This window comes from Pseudomonas sp. S2_H10, assembly GCF_054668285.1.
On the sequence record NZ_CP162754.1, the window covers coordinates 1,786,006 to 1,802,500 of the forward strand.

Below are 16,495 nucleotides of genomic sequence, written 5' to 3' on the forward strand. Positions count from 1 at the left end.
CCATGCTGATTCCCGTGATTCTCTCCGGCGGTGCCGGGACAAGGTTGTGGCCGGTGTCGCGCGAAGGCCATCCCAAACCGTTCATGGCCTTACCCGACGGCCAGTCGCTGCTGGGCAAGACCTATCGGCGTGCCGCCGAGCTGCTCGACGGCTGGGGCGATATCGTCACGGTGACCAACCGCGAGTACTACTTCCAGAGCAAGGATCATTTTCGGGACGCACACCTTGGCCGCCATCGCGGGCACTTCCTGCTGGAGCCGACGGGGCGCAATACGGCGCCGGCGATTGCCGCCGCCGCCCTCTCGCTGCAAGCCCTGCATGGCGACGACGCGATCATGCTGGTGATGCCCGCCGACCATCTGATCGTCAATGTCGAGGCGTTGAAGGACGCGGTCGAGCATGCCGTGACGCTGGCCAGGCGCGGTCACCTGGTGACTTTCGGTGTGGTGCCGACGGCGCCGGAAACCGGTTTTGGCTACATTGAAGCCGGCACACCGCTGGACGACAAAGGCGCTGCCGGCGTGCGGCGTTTCGTCGAAAAGCCCGACCTGCAAACCGCGACGCATTACGTGGAAAGCGGCAACTTCCTGTGGAACTCCGGGATGTTCTGCTTCTCGGTCGCCACCCTGCTGGCCGAACTGCAAACCCATGCGCCGACGTTGCTGGAGCAGACGCAAACCTGCATGACCGCCAGCGCTGCGATGGAAAACGATGGGGGCTTGCAACAGGAACTGTCACCCGCGCTGTTTGGCGAGATCATCGACATTTCCATCGACTATGCGTTGATGGAGCGCTCCGACAAGGTGGTCGTCGTGCCCGCCCGTTTCGACTGGAGCGACATCGGCTCCTGGGGTGCGGTGGCCGCGCTGGTACCGGCGGATGCACAGAACAACCGCGCCGTCGGCGAGTCGATTTTCATCGACAGCCACAACAATTTCGTCCAGAGCGATAACCGCCTGGTAGCGACCGTGGGCGTGGATAACCTGATCATCGTCGACACCGCCGACGCGGTGCTGGTGGCCCACGCCGACCGCGCCCAGGATGTGCGCCGGGTGGCCAGGCAACTCAAGGACAAAGAGCACGAAGCCTATCGCCTGCACCGTACGGTCAGCCGGCCCTGGGGCACCTACACCGTGCTGGAGGAAGGCCCGCGCTTCAAGATCAAGCGCATCGTGGTCAAGCCCGGCGCCAAGTTGTCATTGCAGATGCACCACCATCGCAATGAACACTGGGTGGTGGTCGAAGGCATGGCCAAGGTCACCAACAACGGCACCGGCACTCACCTGGTGGCCAAGAACGAATCGACCTTCATTGCCGCCGGTCACAAGCATCGCCTGGAGAATCCCGGCGTGATCGACCTTGTGATCATCGAAGTGCAAAGCGGCGAATACCTGGGAGAGGACGACATCGTCCGCTTCGAAGATCAATACGGGCGGACGGATTGAATGCTGCGTAATCTTTACCAATCGCTGTGGAGTTACCGGGGTTTCATCCTCGGCAGTGTCAAACGAGAGTTTCAGGCGCGATACCGCAACTCGCTGTTCGGTGCCTTGTGGACCGTGCTCAATCCGTTGTCGATGATCCTCGTCTACACAGTGATCTTTTCCACCATCATGCGCGCCCGCTTGCCGGGCGTGGATGACAGCTTGGCCTACAGCGTCTACCTGTGCGCCGGCCTGCTGACCTGGGGCCTGTTCGCCGAGATCACCACGCGCAGCCAGAGCATGTTCCTGGAAAACGCCAACCTGCTGAAGAAAATCAGCTTCCCGCGCATCTGTCTGCCGGTCATCGTGCTGCTCAATGCCGGGATCAACTTCGCGATCATCCTCGGTTTGTTCCTCGGTTTCCTGCTGATCAGCGGACGGCTGCCCGGCATGGCGCTGCTGGCGCTGGTGCCGTTGCTGATCCTGCAAGTGCTGTTCGCGGCGGGGCTGGGGATGATCCTGGGCGTGCTCAACGTTTTTTTTCGCGACGTCGGGCAGTTTTTCGGCATCTGCCTGCAATTCTGGTTCTGGCTGACGCCGATCGTTTATCCGCTGTCGATCCTGCCGTCGGGCATCCAGAGCCTTATCGGGCTGAACCCGATGACGGCACTGATGAACAGCTACCAGAACCTGTTTCTCCATAACCAATGGCCAGACTGGGGCTCGCTGGTGCCGTTGCTGGTAATCGGCCTGTTGTTCTGTGGGATCGCGCTGCGGCTGTTCCGCCAGCGTGTCGGTGAAATGGTGGACGAGCTCTGATGGGACATATACGTGTCAGTGGCCTGGGCAAGGCCTACAAGCAGTACCCCAATCGCTGGAGCCGGCTGTTCGAATGGCTGGTGCCCTTCTCCCCCACCCGGCATCAGTTGCACTGGGTGCTGCAGGGGGTCGATTTCGAGATTCAGCCGGGCGAAGCCGTGGGCATCGTCGGGGTCAACGGCGCCGGCAAAAGCACACTGTTGAAAATGATTACCGGCACCACCCAGCCCACCTGCGGCGACATCCAGCTGCAAGGTCGCGTAGCGGCGTTGCTGGAACTGGGCATGGGCTTCCACCCGGATTTCACCGGTCGGCAGAACACCTTCATGGCCGGCCAGTTGCTCGGCATGCAGGTCGAAGAAATCGAAGCGCTGATGCCGGAAATCGAGAGCTTCGCCGAAATCGGCGAGGCCATCGACCATCAGGTCCGCACCTATTCGAGCGGCATGCAGATGCGCCTGGCGTTCAGCGTGGCCACCGCGCGGCGACCGGACATCCTGATCGTCGATGAAGCGCTGTCCGTGGGTGACGCCTACTTCCAGCACAAAAGCTTCGATCGCATCCGCAACTTCCGCAAGGCCGGCACCACGTTGCTGATCGTGTCCCATGACCGCTCGGCGATCCAGTCGATCTGCGACACCGCGATCCTCCTGGAAAACGGGCGCATGGCCATGCGCGGCAAACCCGAAGAAGTGATGGACTACTACAACGCCATGCTCGCCCAGCGCGAAGGCCAGACCGTGCGCCAGGAAATGCTTGCCAACGGGCAGGTGCAAACCATTTCCGGGACAGGCGAAGCGGGCATTCTCAGCGTCCGCCTGCTTGACCCCAAGGGCCGTTCGGTGGAAGTGGCAGAAGTCGGTCAGGCGATGGTCCTGGAGGTGCAGGTCGAGGTGCGCCAGGACATCGAGCGGCTGATTCTCGGTTTCATGATCAAGGATCGCCTCGGCCAGCCCATGTACGGCATCAACACCCACCGGGTCGACAAAGCCCTCACCGACCTGAGTGCCGGCGAACGCATCACTTACCGCTTTGCCTTCGACATGCGCCTGGGCAAGGGCAACTATTCGGTGGCCCTGAGCCTGTCGCGACTGGATTCGCACCTGGATCGCAATTTCGAATGGCGTGACTACGGGCTGGTCTTCCACGTGATCAATAATCGCCAGGAGGACTTTGTCGGTTGTTCCTGGCTCGAAGCGCAGACCAGTGTTACCCGCTCCAGCGAAAACCTGGCGAAAACCGTTGGAGTGACGCAATGACCAGACTGTTGGTTGAATGTACCTACGTTTTCGAACACCCCGATGCCAACTCGGGCATTCAGCGGGTCGTTCGCAACGTGATCCAGCAATTGCCGGCCGCGGACGCCCGGCGTGAATGCATTCCGGTGGTGATGATCAATGGCGCGTTGTTCGAGGTGAAAAGCCTGGCGCCCTTGCCCACCGTCAAAGTGGACCTGACGAGCCTGCGGGTGAAGCTCGAACAGATCGCCAATCTGTTCTGGCTGCGTCACCGCACGCTGGAACGACGCCGGCCGTTCAGCACATCGAAGTTCGCCCGCCTGGTGCTTTACGTCGGTTGCCGCCTGACCGCGTTCGCCTGCCTGAGCCTGCCGATACGCCTGCTCGACCGGGTACTCAAGGGCAAGCCGGTGCCCGAGCGCTGCGTGCCATTGCAGCATCGCGCCGGCGATCAACTGGTGCTGCTGGACTCGTCCTGGCACGCCAACTTCTTCCCCCTGGCCGAGCAACTCAAGCGTGACGGGGTCGGCATCATTTCGGTGATCTACGACCTGATTCCCCTGACCCACCCGCAGTTCTGCGACGCCGGGCTGGTGAAGGTGTTCAACGAATGGTTCGACTGGATCGCCCGCACCGCCGATGGCTACGTGGCGATCTCGACCACCATCCGCGACGAGGTTCGTCAGGAGATGACCCGCAGGATCGGTGCCGCGCAGGTTCAGCAGCGCTGGTTCGACTACTTTCACCTGGGCTCCGAACTCGACCTGAGCGATGCCCGTTCAGCCGTCGACCCGGGGCTGCTGCAGATGTTCAAGTCAAAAGACCCGGTATTCCTGATGGTCAGCACCATCGAACCGCGCAAGAACCATGCGTATCTGCTGGACGCATTCGAGCGCGCCTGGGCCGCCGGGTCCAGGGCGCGGTTGTGCATCGTCGGCAAGATCGGCTGGAAGTGCGAGGCGCTGGTCGAGCGTATCCGCCAGCATCCGCAGTTGAACCAGCGCTTGTTCATGTTCAACACGCTTTCGGACAAGAGCCTGGAGCACGCCTATAGCCACGCGACCTCGCTGGTGTTCCCGTCCTACGTCGAAGGCTTCGGTTTACCGCTGGTGGAAGCCATGCAGCGAGGCCTGCCGGCGATGGCCAGCGATATCCCGGTGTTCCGCGAAATCGGTGGCGAGTACATGGCGTATTTCGACCTCGACGACCCGCAGAACCTCGCCGACATGGTCATCGACATGGAGAGTGGCGGCGCATTTCCCGCGCCCCTCGACCTGGACGATTGGCGCTGGCTGAGCTGGCGCGAGGCGAGTGCGCAACTGGTCGAACGCATCCAGCGCAACCTGCACAGCGATGCGCAGGTGCCTGAGAGTCAGCATGCGCATTGCCCTTAACGCCCGCATCCTCCAGGCCCCGCGCACAGGCATCGGCCACTACGTCGCCGAACTGGCGACGGCCCTGGCCCACGAGCCGGACGTCGAGTTGTCGTTGTTCCATGGCTGGGGCTGGAGTTCGACCCTGCCTGAGGCGGCAATGCCCGGCTACTCGCGTTTGACGCCGTTGCTGCGACAGGTTCCGGGGGCCTATCAGGCGCGGCGCTGGCTGGAGCAGAAGCGTTTCGACCAGCGCCCCTCCCAGGCCATCGATCTGTATCACGAACCGAGTTTGTGGCCATTGTCGTTCGATGGCCCGACCGTCATCACCCTGCATGACCTGACCCACCTGCACTATCCCGACAGCCAGCCACCGGCACGCCTGCGCGAAATCGAGCGGCGCCTTGCCGACGGCGTACATCGGGCGCGGCTGATCCTGACCGACTCGCAGCACATCGCCAATGAAGCGCAGGCCTGGTTCGCGCTGCCGGCCGAACGCTTCGTGGTGGCACCGCTGGGTGTGGCCGCACGGTTCCACCCGCGTGAACCCGAGGCCATCGACCGGGTCCTCAAGGCCCATGGCGTCGAGGCACGGGAGTATTTTCTGTGCGTCGGCACCCTGGAGCCGCGCAAGAACCTGACCCAGGCCCTGCGCGCCCATGCGCTGCTGCCGGAACCCGTGCGCCAGCGTTTTCCCTTGCTGATCGCCGGCATGGCCGGCTGGCAGCGCCAGCAGTTCAACGACGAATTGGCTTCGGCCCTCGCCTCGGGTCATGTGTGCCTGCTGGGGTACCTGCCCGATGAAGATCTGGCGCAGTTGCTGGCCGGTGCCCGGGCGCTGGTCTTCCCTTCGTTGTACGAGGGCTTCGGTCTGCCGGTGCTGGAAGCCATGGCCAGTGGCACCCCGGTGATTCTTACGGGTATATCGGCGATGCCGGAGGTGGCTGGCGATGCCGGCAACTACATCGAGGCGCACGACCCGGACACCTTGCGCGATGCCATGCAGCGGTTGATCGACGACCCGGCGCACTGGCAGGCCTGTCGCGAAGCGGGTTTGCAGCGGGCGAAGCTTTTTTCCTGGGAGCGTTGTGCGACGGTGACCGCCCGCGCCTACCGCCAGGCTATGGAGAACTGATATGCGCGTCCTGCACTTTTACAAAACCTATTTGCCCGACTCCATGGGCGGCATCGCGCAAGTCATTTTCCAAATGAGCGAAATTGGTGTGCGCCATGGTGTCGACAGCACGGTGCTGACCCTGAGCAATAACCCGGCGCCAGGCGTGTTGCAGATCCGCGAGCACCAGGTGCATCAGGCCAGGATGGATTTTCAATTCGCCTCCACCGGTTTTTCCTACAGCGTGTTCAAGCAGTTTCGCGAACTCGCGGCTGAGGCCGACGTGGTCAACTACCACTTCCCCTGGCCCTTCATGGACTTGGTGCACTTTGCAAGCTCCACGAAAAAGCCCAGCGTGGTCAGTTACCACTCCGACATCATCCGCCAGCGCCATCTGCTCAAGCTGTACCGTCCATTGATGCGGCGGTTCCTGGACAGCGCCGATCGAATCGCCGTGGCGTCCCCCAACTACCTTCACACCAGCGATGTGCTCAAGGACTACCGGGACAAGACCCGGGTCATCACCTATGGCCTGGACAAGTCGAGTTATCCGAAGCACGACGCGGCCCGCACCGAGCGCTGGCGCCAGAAACTGGGGGACAAGTTCTTCCTGTTCGTCGGTGTGATGCGCTACTACAAGGGGCTGCACATCCTGCTGGAAGCGATGCAGGGATTGAACTATCCCGTGGTCATCGTCGGCGCCGGCCCGCTGGAAGCAGAGCTGCATGCCCAGGCGAAAGCGCTGGGGCTGCAGAACCTGCACTTCCTCGGCTTCCTCGACGATGAGGACAAGGTCGCACTGCTCGAGTTGAGTTATGCGGTGGTGTTCCCGTCGCACCTGCGCTCCGAAGCCTTTGGCATTTCGCTGCTGGAAGGCGCGATGTATGGCAAGCCGATGATCTCCAGTGAAATCGGCACGGGCACCAGTTACATCAACATCCATAACGAAACCGGGCTGGTGGTGCCGCCGAGCAATCCATTGGCGTTCCGTGAGGCAATGCGTACGCTGTGGGAAAACCCGGTGCTGGCCGCGCAAATGGGCGAGAAGGCGCAGGCCCGTTATCAGAGCCTGTTTACGGCGGACGAAATGGGGCGCAAATGGGCGGCCTTGTATGAAGAGCTGTTGGAAGAAAAAGCCCTCGCCTTCGCATGACGCCGATCCGGCGATGTAGAATTTCCATGGCTTGCGCACGAGGTGCGCAGGCCGTCGACTTTCTCCATCAACCTTTTCCTGACTGTTGAACGCCTATGCAACGTCTGCTCAATGACCGCCTGGACTGGAACCTGCTGCGCACCTTCCGGGTGATTGGCCAGGAGCTGAGCATCAGCCGCGCCGCCGCCCGCCTGCACCTGACGCAACCGGCCGTGAGCCAGGCACTCAAGCGCCTGGAAGAACAACTGGGGCGCCAACTGATTGCCCGTCGCGGGCCACGTTTTGCCCTGACCGAAGTCGGCGAGCAAATCTTCGCCCTGGCCGGGGAAATCTACGGGCAAATGTCCCAGGTCAGCAGCGTGCTCGAACAACCGGCCGACGAAGTGATCGGCAAGGTGCGCCTACTGATCATCAGCCGGATCTTCTCCGAGCGCTTTGATGAATTCCTCGCCGACTTCCATCGGCAGCACCCGCGAGTGGATCTGGAAGTCGATGTGATGCGCAGTTCCGACATCGTCAGCGCCCTCCAGGAAAAAACCGCGACCCTCGGCCTGAGCCTCAATCGGCGCCCGCAGCCACGCCTGGAGCAGCGCCTGTTCCTGCGTCAGCGCTATGCGTTTTTCTGCGGCAAGCATCATGCGATGTTTGGCCAACAGGACGTCGCCGAAGGGGATTTGCAACGGGAGAACTTCGTCAGTTTCACCAGTGACCAGATCGGCGGCATGCTCTCGCCCTTGACGATTTTTCGCGACCAGCAGGGTTTCAGCGGTCGCATCGTCGCGTCCTCGCCGAGCCTGGAAGAAGTCCGGCGACTGGTCATCGCCGGCTTCGGGATCGGCTGTCTGCCCGAGCACGTGGTGGCGGCCGACGTCGACGCCGGACTGCTCTGGCGCCTGCCGCCCCACGAAGGGATTGCCGATGTCGACATTCATTTGCTGTGGAACCGCGAACAGCGCATGAGCCGGGCCGAGGCGATCTTTCTCGAAAGCCTGCAACAACGGCTGACGGACTAGACGCGCAAGACCTGTGCGACCGGTTCACCGGCGCGCAAGCGTTCGAGCAGGCGCGGCTCGGCCTGATCAGATGCCAGCGCTTGCCCAATCACCGCCACCGCCGATGCCGTGTCGAGAAACAACACACCGTTGTCGTCCGCCAGCACCCAGTCCCCCGGCCTGATTTGCGCCAGGGCCCGGTTGACGGCGACGGCATCGGCGCCCACCAGTTTCAGGGTCAGCGCACGGCCAACGACTTTCACATTGGGCACCATGGCCCCCAGTTGCGGGTCGGCGACACAGTCGATCTCCAGCGACACGCCCCACAACGCCACGCACACCGTGGTGCGCGCCGATGGTGCATGACCGAGGAACTCACGGTACACCGCGCTGAACGGTTCCAGCTGTGCGGGATCGGTCAGGTAGGCATTGACCTTGAGGCCGCGGTTCTTGTAGGCGCTGGCTTGTCGGGTCGCCGCATCGCAGCGATGGTCGTCAACGATAACGCGCGTGAGCCGGATAAACGCGGCGCACTTGCGTCCATCGCCGGCAAGCCGGCTCCTACAGGTATTGCGCTATCGGTGTTTTTCGGGATAGCGGTTGGTTTAATAACCCAGCAATCGGTCGGCACAATTCAATAACGCTTCGCCGGCATTCAATCGACGGAAGTTCTCCGCTACTTGTTCGGCAATGCAGTCATGGGAAGCCGCCGAAGCCATGTGCGGGGTGATGGTGACGCCGGGCATCGTCCACAGCCGGTGATCGACCGGTAGCGGTTCCTGCTCGAAGACATCCAGCAAGGCGCCACGCAATTGCCCTCGGGCCAATGCTTGTTCGAGGTCGTCGATATTCAGATGGCCGCCCCGGCCACAGTTGATCAGTGCCGCGCCGCTGGCGAGCCGCTCGAAAGTGACCCGGCCGAGGATGCCGCGGGTTTCACTGGTCAGCGGTAGCAGGTTGATCAGCAACTCGACGCCGTCGAGAAACGGGTTCAACGCCTCCGCTCCGGCGAACGTGCGCACACCCGGCAAGTCCTTGCTGCGCCGCGCCCAGCCGCGCACGTCATAGCCGGCCGCGGCCAGGTCCAGGGCAATCGCGCTACCCAGCGAGCCGAGCCCCATCACTCCGACCTTGAACTGCCCCGCCGCCCTTTGCAGCGGCCGTTCCCAGCGTTGCTCGCGTTGTTGCGACAACACCTGATCGAAGCCGCGGTGATAGTGAATCACCGCCCAGCGCACGTACTCGGTCATGCCCTGGCGATGCCCCGGGTCGACCACACGGCAAACCGGCAGGTCCGGACAGGACGGGTCGTGGTCGAGGTGATCGATGCCGGCGGCCACCGAGTGAATCACCCGCAGGTTCGGCAACTCGCCGAGACTGCCCGGCACCGGGAACCAGCACGCCGCCATCTGCGCATCGGCTGCTCGGGAATCGTCGGCCAACACAGCGGTGAGCTGCGGCGCGCTACGGGCGAACGCCGCCTGCAATTGCTTGAGCAACAAGGTGTCGCGGGACAGCAGGACCACGGTATTCATGACAGATAGGACTCGCGCTGGGATTCGATCAGGGTCAGGGCGGCCTCCCAGGCCAGGTCGATGATGTTGTCCTGCTCATCACGGTCGAACTGCTCGGCAGTGTGCGCGCACACTTGCGGTGACGGGTAATGCAATGCCGAACCACCGGCCAGGGCCTGCACCTGGGCCTGGCAGGCGCGCTCCAGGAAGTGGATTTCCTGGAACGCCTGGGCAACCCCCGAACCACCAACCAGCAGGCCGTGATTGCGCAGGATCATCGCCCGGTGCGGGCCGAGGTCGGCAATCAGGCGCTCGCGCTCATCCAGCGACAGCGCGATGCCCTCGTAGGTGTGATAGGCCAGCTTGCCGTAGAACTTCAGCGCGTGCTGACTGATCGGCAGCAAGCCTTGCTTCTGCGCCGCGACGGCCATGCCTGCCGCCGTGTGGGTGTGGATCACACAGTTCAGGTCCGGACGCGCCATGTGGATCGCCGAGTGAATCACGAAGCCTGCTGCGTTGACCCGATGGCCTGCGTACTCTGGATCGACCACCCGCCCTTCCTGATCGATGCGCACCAGGTCCGAGGCGCGCATGCGGTCGAAGATCACCCCGTAGCGATTGATCAGGAAGTGGTGTTCCGGCCCCGGAATCCGCAGGGTGATGTGGGTGTCGATCAAGTCGGTCATGCGAAAGTGCGCGACCAGTCGGTACAGCGCAGCCAGTTCGCAACGGGCTTGCCATTCAACCGGGTCGATGTGTGCAGGTTTACTCACGAATATACCTCTTTGGCAGCGTGGGAGACGACCGGGTTGGCGCGCAGGCGGGCCAGGCCGCAAACACCGATCAGGGACAGGGCCGAGAGCAAGGTGAAGAACACCGCCAGGGGCAACCATTGTCCGGAAAACTTGCTGGCCAGCAGGGTGCCGATCAGCGGCGTGGTGCCCCCGGCCACGGCGCAAGCCAATTGATAAGCGATGGAAATGCCCGAGTAGCGCAGGTGCACCGGGAAGGCCTGGGTCATGTAGCCGGCGATCACCGCGTACAGTGCAGAGAGGATGACTACGGCCAAGGCGATGCCGAGGGTCATCAACAGAATGTTCTGCGTGCCTACCAACAGGAACATCGGATACGGCGTGACCATGCACAACAGAGCGACCACTTTGAGGAAGCGATCTTCGCCAATGCGCTCGGCCAACAGCGCCGAGACCGGTTGCGAAAGCAGCTGGATGACGGTCACCAGAAACAGGCAATCAAGAATCGTCGAACGGGCAATGCCCTGGTATTGGGTGACGTAGGTGATCATGAAGGTGTTGGTGAAGAAGAACCCGGCCGAGCCGATGGTCACTGCAGCGGCGGCGAACAGGATCTGCCGCCAGCAGGTGCGGATCACCTCCAACACCGGGTATTTGGCGGTTTCATTGTTGTCCTGGACTTTGGCGAATTCCGGCGACTCGTGAACCCCGGAACGGATCAACAAACCGACCATCATCAGCACGCCGCTGGCGAGGAACGGCAGGCGCCAACCCCAGGCGAGGAACTCCTCGGGCTCAAGGGACGTCACCAGACGAAAGGCGATCAATGCCAGCAACAAACCGGCGGGACTGCCGAGTTGGGCAAACGAGGCGTAGAACGTCTTACGCTTGGCCGGGGCATGCTCGCTGGCCATCAGCACCGCCCCGCCCCACTCGCCACCGACCGAAATGCCCTGGATCACACGCAGGACGATCAGCCCGATGGGCGCCCAGATACCGGCGCTGGCATAACTCGGCAAGAGGCCGATCCCGGCGGTGGCGATGCCCATCAGGGCCATGGTCACCAGCAGCATTTTCTTGCGCCCGAGACGATCACCCAGGTGACCGAAGACCATGCCGGCCATGGGCCGGGCAATGAAGCCGACAGCGAAACTGCCGAATGCGGCGAGGGTACTCATGACCGGGTCGCTGCTGGGGAAGAATACTTGCCCAAGCACCAATGCCGCCGCGGTGGCGTAGATGTAGAAGTCGTAGAACTCGATGGTCGTGCCGATGAAGGCGGCGGCCGCGGCTCGGCGCGGTTGGGCGGTAGTGTGCATGCAAGGACCCTGTGTACTTATAGTTTTGGGCAGGTGTTGAGGCTGGCGACGGTTGCGCTCTGTGGCGCTTGTGGGTTTTATCGCTTCCGTGCCAGGATTAGTCAATTTTCAAATTCTTATCTTTACTATTAGCACTGCTACTGCATGAGGTTTTATGCCCTCCACTTCCAACCCTTGGGTCGGCCGGCGCTTTCTCAATGACCGCCTCGACTGGAACCTGCTGCGCACCTATCTGGTCATCGGGCAGGAGGGCAGCATGAGCCGCGCCGCCGCGCGACTGCACATCACCCAGTCGGCCGTCAGCCAGGCGCTGAAACGCCTGGAAGAACAACTCGAATGTGTGTTGATTGCCCGCAGTGGGCGACGCTTTGACCTGACGGAAACCGGGGAGGAAGTGCTGCGCATTGCCGCGGATATCTACGGTGATATTTCCCGTCTGGGCACGGTGGTGGAGAGTCGTCACGACGACGTGGTGGGCAAGATCCGCATCCTCACCGTCAGCGGTGTGCAGGCTCGGCACTACGATGAGTTCCTTGCCGACTTCCATGAAACCCACCCGAAAATCGAGCTGGAAGTGGAAGTGATGGGCAGCTCGAACATCATCAGTTCATTGCTGCAGAAGACTGCGACCATCGGCGTCGGTTTGTGCCGTTTGCCACAGCCACGGCTGGAACAACGGGTACTGTTTCGCGAGACCTACGCTTACTTTTGCGGTCAGCGGCATCGGTTGTTCGGGCAAGAGAACCTGACCCTGGAGCAGCTCTCGGCGGAAAATTTCGTCAGCTTCACCAGCGATCAACTGGGCGGCAATCTTTCACCCCTGACGCTGTTCCGCGACCAGCAAGGCTTCACCGGCAAGATCGTCGCCTCATCCACCAGTTTCGAAGAAATTTACCGCCTGATCTGCGCAGGTTACGGCATCGGCGCCTTGCCCACGCACCTGGTGCACCGGGATGTCGAGCAAGGCCTGCTCTGGCGTTTGCCGCCGGAAGACGGGGTGGTGGATTTCGATATCCAGCTGTTGTGGAATCGCGAACAGAAGATGAGCCAGGCTGAAACGGTGTTCCTCGAGAGCTTCCAGCACATGCTCAGCATCCGTGAGCCTGTGCTGTGAAGCCACGAAGGTTCAGACGTGAGGATCGCCCGCTGCCTTGCTCGGCGCGGCGTACTGCGGCTTGAGGTGCCCGTCCTGATCGAGTAGCCAGGCGTCCATGATCTGCCGTACGACGGGCCCGGCGACACGCCCCCCCGCCTCGCCGTTTTCGATCATCACCGAAATCACGATCTTCGGGTGCTCGGCCGGGGCGAAACCGACGAACAAGGCATTGTCGCGGTTGCGCTCGCGGGTTTTCTCCCGGTTGTAACGCTCGCCTTGCTTGATCGCCACCACTTGCGCGGTACCGCTCTTGCCGGCGATACGGTACTGCGCCCCCGCCGCTGCGGCCCGGGCAATCCCGCGGGCATCATGCATCACCATCTGCATGCCGTGATTGACCTGCTCCCAGTCGCGCGGATCCTTGAGCAGGATGTTCGGCATTGGGTTCTCATCCACCGGCGCGACGCCATCCACGGTTTTGGCCAGGTGCGGGCGATTCCACACGCCTTTATTGGCAATCAGCGCGGTGGCCTGTGCCAATTGCAGCGGTGTGACCTGCATGTAGCCCTGGCCGATGCCGAGAATCACCGTCTCGCCCGGAAACCAGGCCTGACGACGGGTGGCGCGTTTCCAGGCCTGGGATGGCATCAGGCCGGAGGCTTCTTCGTTCATGTCCAGGGAGACTTTCTCACCGAGTCCGAACATGGCCATGTAGTCGTGCAGGCGATCGATCCCCAGCTTATGTGCCAGGTCATAGAAGTAGGTGTCGTTGGAGCGCATGATCGCCGCATCCATATCCACCCAACCATCGCCGCTGTGGTTCCAGTTTCGGTACTTGTGATCGAAATCCGGCAGTTGGTAGTAACCGGGGTCGAACACACGAGTCTGTGGCGTGACGACACCGGTATCGAGGCCGGCAATTGCCACTTCCGGCTTGATGGTTGAACCCGGAGCGTACAAGCCACGCAGCACGCGGTTGAACAGCGGCCGGTCGATGGAGTCGCGCAGCGTGGAGTATTCCCTGGAGCTGATGCCGGTGACGAACAGGTTAGGATCGAAACTCGGATTGCTGACCATGGCCAGCACCTCACCGGTCGACGGGTCCAGCGCGACTACCGAGCCTCGACGATCACCCAGGGCTTGTTCGGCAGCTTCCTGAAGCTTGACGTCGAGGCTCAGGACAATGTTTTCGCCCGGCACCGGGTCAGTGTGCTTGAGCACCCGCAGCACACGTCCCTGAGCATTGGTCTCGACCTCCTCATAACCGACATGGCCGTGCAGCTGCGCCTCGTAGAATTTTTCGATCCCGGTCTTGCCGATCGATTGGGTGCCTCGGTATTCGACCGTATCCAGCGCCTTTGACTCTTTCTCGTTTATGCGTCCGACGTAGCCGACCGAATGAGCGAAGTGTGCGCCCAATGGGTAGTGTCGAACGAACTGCGGCTCGACATCGAGGCCCGGCAAGCGGAACTCGTTGACGGCGAGTACGGCTATCTGTTCTTCGCTCAGCTCATAGAACAAGGTCACTGGTACGAATGGGTGACGCGCCTGCTTCATCGCCTTGTCGAACTGCGAACGGTCTTCGGCGGGCAGGTGCAAGAGATTGACCACCTCGTCGAGCTCGCTTTTAACATCGGTGGCGAGTTCGCGGGTGATTGTCAGGTTGAAGCTGGGACGGTTGTCGGCAAGGAGTACGCCGTTGCGGTCATAGATCAACCCGCGGGTAGGCGTAATCGGCAGGACGTGGACACGGTTGTTTTCGGAGATGGTGGAGTGATAGTCAAACTCGACTACCTGCAGGACATACAGGCGCACCACCAGCGCACAAGTAATGGCGGCAACGAACAAGGCGCAGGCCATGAGTCTCTTGTTGACCAGGCGTGTTTCTTTCTCGTGGTCCTTGATCGGTATCGGTTCAGGCACGTGTACAGCAACTCTTTTAAAAGAACGCCGATCCGTGGGCGCAAACTCAGTCCATTAAAAATGAGCTGCACCATACCAAAAGCGTGGAGCCTGGTTTATGTGATTTTTTTCACAATTGACCTTGGCTGGCTCGGTCCTGTTTTTCGAGCGCAAAAACAAAACCCCAACTGCTTTCGCAATTGGGGTTTCGGAATTTAATCTTGACGATGACCTACTCTCACATGGGGAAACCCCACACTACCATCGGCGATGCATCGTTTCACTGCTGAGTTCGGGATGGGATCAGGTGGTTCCAACGCTCTATGGTCGTCAAGAAATTCGGGTACTGAGTCGTGGCCAGTTGGCCTCGCTTCAGCAAATTGGGTATGTGACAGCTTGGTGTTTTGTGAGTATCACGAACTTTCGGTTCTTTCGTCTTCACACACCGCAATCTGGCCTTTCGACGCAAATTGCTTGGGTGTTATATGGTCAAGCCTCACGGGCAATTAGTATTGGTTAGCTCAACGCCTCACAGCGCTTACACACCCAACCTATCAACGTCGTAGTCTTCGACGGCCCTTCAGGGGACTCAAGGTCCCAGTGAGATCTCATCTTGAGGCTAGTTTCCCGCTTAGATGCTTTCAGCGGTTATCTATTCCGAACATAGCTACCCGGCAATGCCACTGGCGTGACAACCGGAACACCAGAGGTTCGTCCACTCCGGTCCTCTCGTACTAGGAGCAGCCCCTCTCAAATCTCAAACGTCCACGGCAGATAGGGACCGAACTGTCTCACGACGTTCTAAACCCAGCTCGCGTACCACTTTAAATGGCGAACAGCCATACCCTTGGGACCGGCTTCAGCCCCAGGATGTGATGAGCCGACATCGAGGTGCCAAACACCGCCGTCGATATGAACTCTTGGGCGGTATCAGCCTGTTATCCCCGGAGTACCTTTTATCCGTTGAGCGATGGCCCTTCCATACAGAACCACCGGATCACTAAGACCTACTTTCGTACCTGCTCGACGTGTCTGTCTCGCAGTCAAGCGCGCTTTTGCCTTTATACTCTACGACCGATTTCCGACCGGTCTGAGCGCACCTTCGTACTCCTCCGTTACTCTTTAGGAGGAGACCGCCCCAGTCAAACTACCCACCATACACTGTCCTCGATCCGGATAACGGACCTGAGTTAGAACCTCAAAGTTGCCAGGGTGGTATTTCAAGGTTGGCTCCACGCGAACTGGCGTCCACGCTTCAAAGCCTCCCACCTATCCTACACAAGCAAATTCAAAGTCCAGTGCAAAGCTATAGTAAAGGTTCACGGGGTCTTTCCGTCTAGCCGCGGATACACTGCATCTTCACAGCGATTTCAATTTCACTGAGTCTCGGGTGGAGACAGCGCCGCCATCGTTACGCCATTCGTGCAGGTCGGAACTTACCCGACAAGGAATTTCGCTACCTTAGGACCGTTATAGTTACGGCCGCCGTTTACCGGGGCTTCGATCAAGAGCTTCGCGTTAGCTAACCCCATCAATTAACCTTCCGGCACCGGGCAGGCGTCACACCCTATACGTCCACTTTCGTGTTTGCAGAGTGCTGTGTTTTTAATAAACAGTCGCAGCGGCCTGGTATCTTCGACCGGCGTGGGCTTACGGAGCAAGTCCTTCACCCTCACCGGCGCACCTTCTCCCGAAGTTACGGTGCCATTTTGCCTAGTTCCTTCACCCGAGTTCTCTCAAGCGCCTTGGTATTCTCTACCCAACCACCTGTGTCGGTTTGGGGTACGGTTCCTGGTTAC

General features: G+C 60.9%; 13 protein-coding genes, 2 rRNA genes and 1 pseudogene (1 of these 16 cut by a window edge). 8 read left to right on the forward strand and 8 right to left on the reverse strand.

The window, feature by feature from the left end:
* The first annotated feature begins 2 nt into the window (after positions 1 to 2).
* From AB4O16_RS07750 to AB4O16_RS07780, 7 genes are all read left to right on the forward strand, one after another.
* Positions 3 to 1,445 (forward strand): mannose-1-phosphate guanylyltransferase/mannose-6-phosphate isomerase, encoded by a 1,443-nt coding sequence (locus AB4O16_RS07750; RefSeq protein ID WP_460157457.1) that lies wholly within the window; start codon positions 3 to 5, stop codon positions 1,443 to 1,445.
* A complete protein-coding gene (locus tag AB4O16_RS07755) occupies positions 1,446 to 2,243 on the forward strand; it encodes an ABC transporter permease (RefSeq protein WP_160385425.1) in 798 nt (265 codons plus the stop codon).
* Positions 2,243 to 3,502 carry an ABC transporter ATP-binding protein gene (locus AB4O16_RS07760; protein WP_160385426.1) on the forward strand — a complete coding sequence of 420 codons (1,260 nt, stop codon included), beginning with the start codon at positions 2,243 to 2,245 and terminating at the stop codon, positions 3,500 to 3,502. The genes AB4O16_RS07755 and AB4O16_RS07760 overlap by 1 nt, the downstream gene beginning before the upstream one ends.
* Positions 3,499 to 4,875, forward strand: coding sequence for a glycosyltransferase family 4 protein (locus tag AB4O16_RS07765; protein ID WP_460157458.1), 1,377 nt, complete (start codon positions 3,499 to 3,501; stop codon positions 4,873 to 4,875). The genes AB4O16_RS07760 and AB4O16_RS07765 overlap by 4 nt, the downstream gene beginning before the upstream one ends.
* Entirely contained in the window at positions 4,859 to 5,989 is a 1,131-nt protein-coding gene (locus AB4O16_RS07770) for a glycosyltransferase family 4 protein (protein WP_160385428.1), read from the forward strand. The genes AB4O16_RS07765 and AB4O16_RS07770 overlap by 17 nt, the downstream gene beginning before the upstream one ends.
* A 1-nt stretch (position 5,990) precedes the next feature.
* Positions 5,991 to 7,121, forward strand: coding sequence for a glycosyltransferase family 4 protein (locus tag AB4O16_RS07775; RefSeq protein ID WP_460157459.1), 1,131 nt, complete (start codon positions 5,991 to 5,993; stop codon positions 7,119 to 7,121).
* A gap of 95 nt (positions 7,122 to 7,216) precedes the next feature.
* Entirely contained in the window at positions 7,217 to 8,134 is a 918-nt protein-coding gene (locus AB4O16_RS07780) for a LysR family transcriptional regulator (RefSeq protein ID WP_460157460.1), read from the forward strand.
* Here AB4O16_RS07780 and AB4O16_RS07785 read toward each other — a convergent pair.
* The 5 genes and pseudogenes from AB4O16_RS07785 to AB4O16_RS07805 all read right to left on the reverse strand — a co-directional run bounded on the left by AB4O16_RS07785 (position 8,131) and on the right by AB4O16_RS07805 (position 11,698).
* The gene (locus tag AB4O16_RS07785; RefSeq protein ID WP_460158042.1) at positions 8,131 to 8,427 is read right to left on the reverse strand and encodes a hypothetical protein; all 297 of its coding nucleotides are present in this window, start codon (positions 8,425 to 8,427) and stop codon (positions 8,131 to 8,133) included. The genes AB4O16_RS07780 and AB4O16_RS07785 overlap by 4 nt on opposite strands.
* Positions 8,404 to 8,553 (reverse strand): annotated as a pseudogene (locus AB4O16_RS07790) (RidA family protein); the annotation flags it as partial. The gene AB4O16_RS07785 and the pseudogene AB4O16_RS07790, both read right to left, overlap by 24 nt.
* Positions 8,554 to 8,718: 165 nt before the next feature.
* On the reverse strand, positions 8,719 to 9,648 hold the full coding sequence (locus AB4O16_RS07795) for a 2-hydroxyacid dehydrogenase (RefSeq protein ID WP_460157461.1): 930 nt from the start codon (positions 9,646 to 9,648) through the stop codon (positions 8,719 to 8,721).
* The gene (locus AB4O16_RS07800) at positions 9,645 to 10,400 is read right to left on the reverse strand and encodes a class II aldolase/adducin family protein (protein ID WP_110661562.1); all 756 of its coding nucleotides are present in this window, start codon (positions 10,398 to 10,400) and stop codon (positions 9,645 to 9,647) included. Before AB4O16_RS07800 ends, AB4O16_RS07795 begins: the two co-directional genes overlap by 4 nt.
* Positions 10,397 to 11,698, reverse strand: coding sequence for an MFS transporter (locus tag AB4O16_RS07805; RefSeq protein WP_460157462.1), 1,302 nt, complete (start codon positions 11,696 to 11,698; stop codon positions 10,397 to 10,399). Before AB4O16_RS07805 ends, AB4O16_RS07800 begins: the two co-directional genes overlap by 4 nt.
* Before the next feature lie 154 nt (positions 11,699 to 11,852).
* Between AB4O16_RS07805 and AB4O16_RS07810 the strand changes: the two genes are divergently transcribed.
* Positions 11,853 to 12,812, forward strand: a complete 960-nt coding sequence (locus AB4O16_RS07810) for a LysR family transcriptional regulator (protein ID WP_160385433.1) — start codon at positions 11,853 to 11,855, stop codon at positions 12,810 to 12,812.
* Between the two features lie 12 nt (positions 12,813 to 12,824).
* Here AB4O16_RS07810 and mrdA read toward each other — a convergent pair whose 3' ends face one another.
* From mrdA to AB4O16_RS07825, 3 genes are all read right to left on the reverse strand, one after another.
* Positions 12,825 to 14,717: a penicillin-binding protein 2 gene (gene mrdA / locus AB4O16_RS07815; protein ID WP_460157463.1), complete on the reverse strand. Its 1,893-nt coding sequence runs from the start codon at positions 14,715 to 14,717 to the stop codon at positions 12,825 to 12,827.
* A 198-nt stretch (positions 14,718 to 14,915) separates the two neighbouring features.
* Positions 14,916 to 15,031 (reverse strand): 5S ribosomal RNA (gene rrf, locus AB4O16_RS07820).
* 150 nt (positions 15,032 to 15,181) lie between these two features.
* A 23S ribosomal RNA gene (locus AB4O16_RS07825) occupies positions 15,182 to 16,495 on the reverse strand (it continues 1,580 nt past the right edge of the window).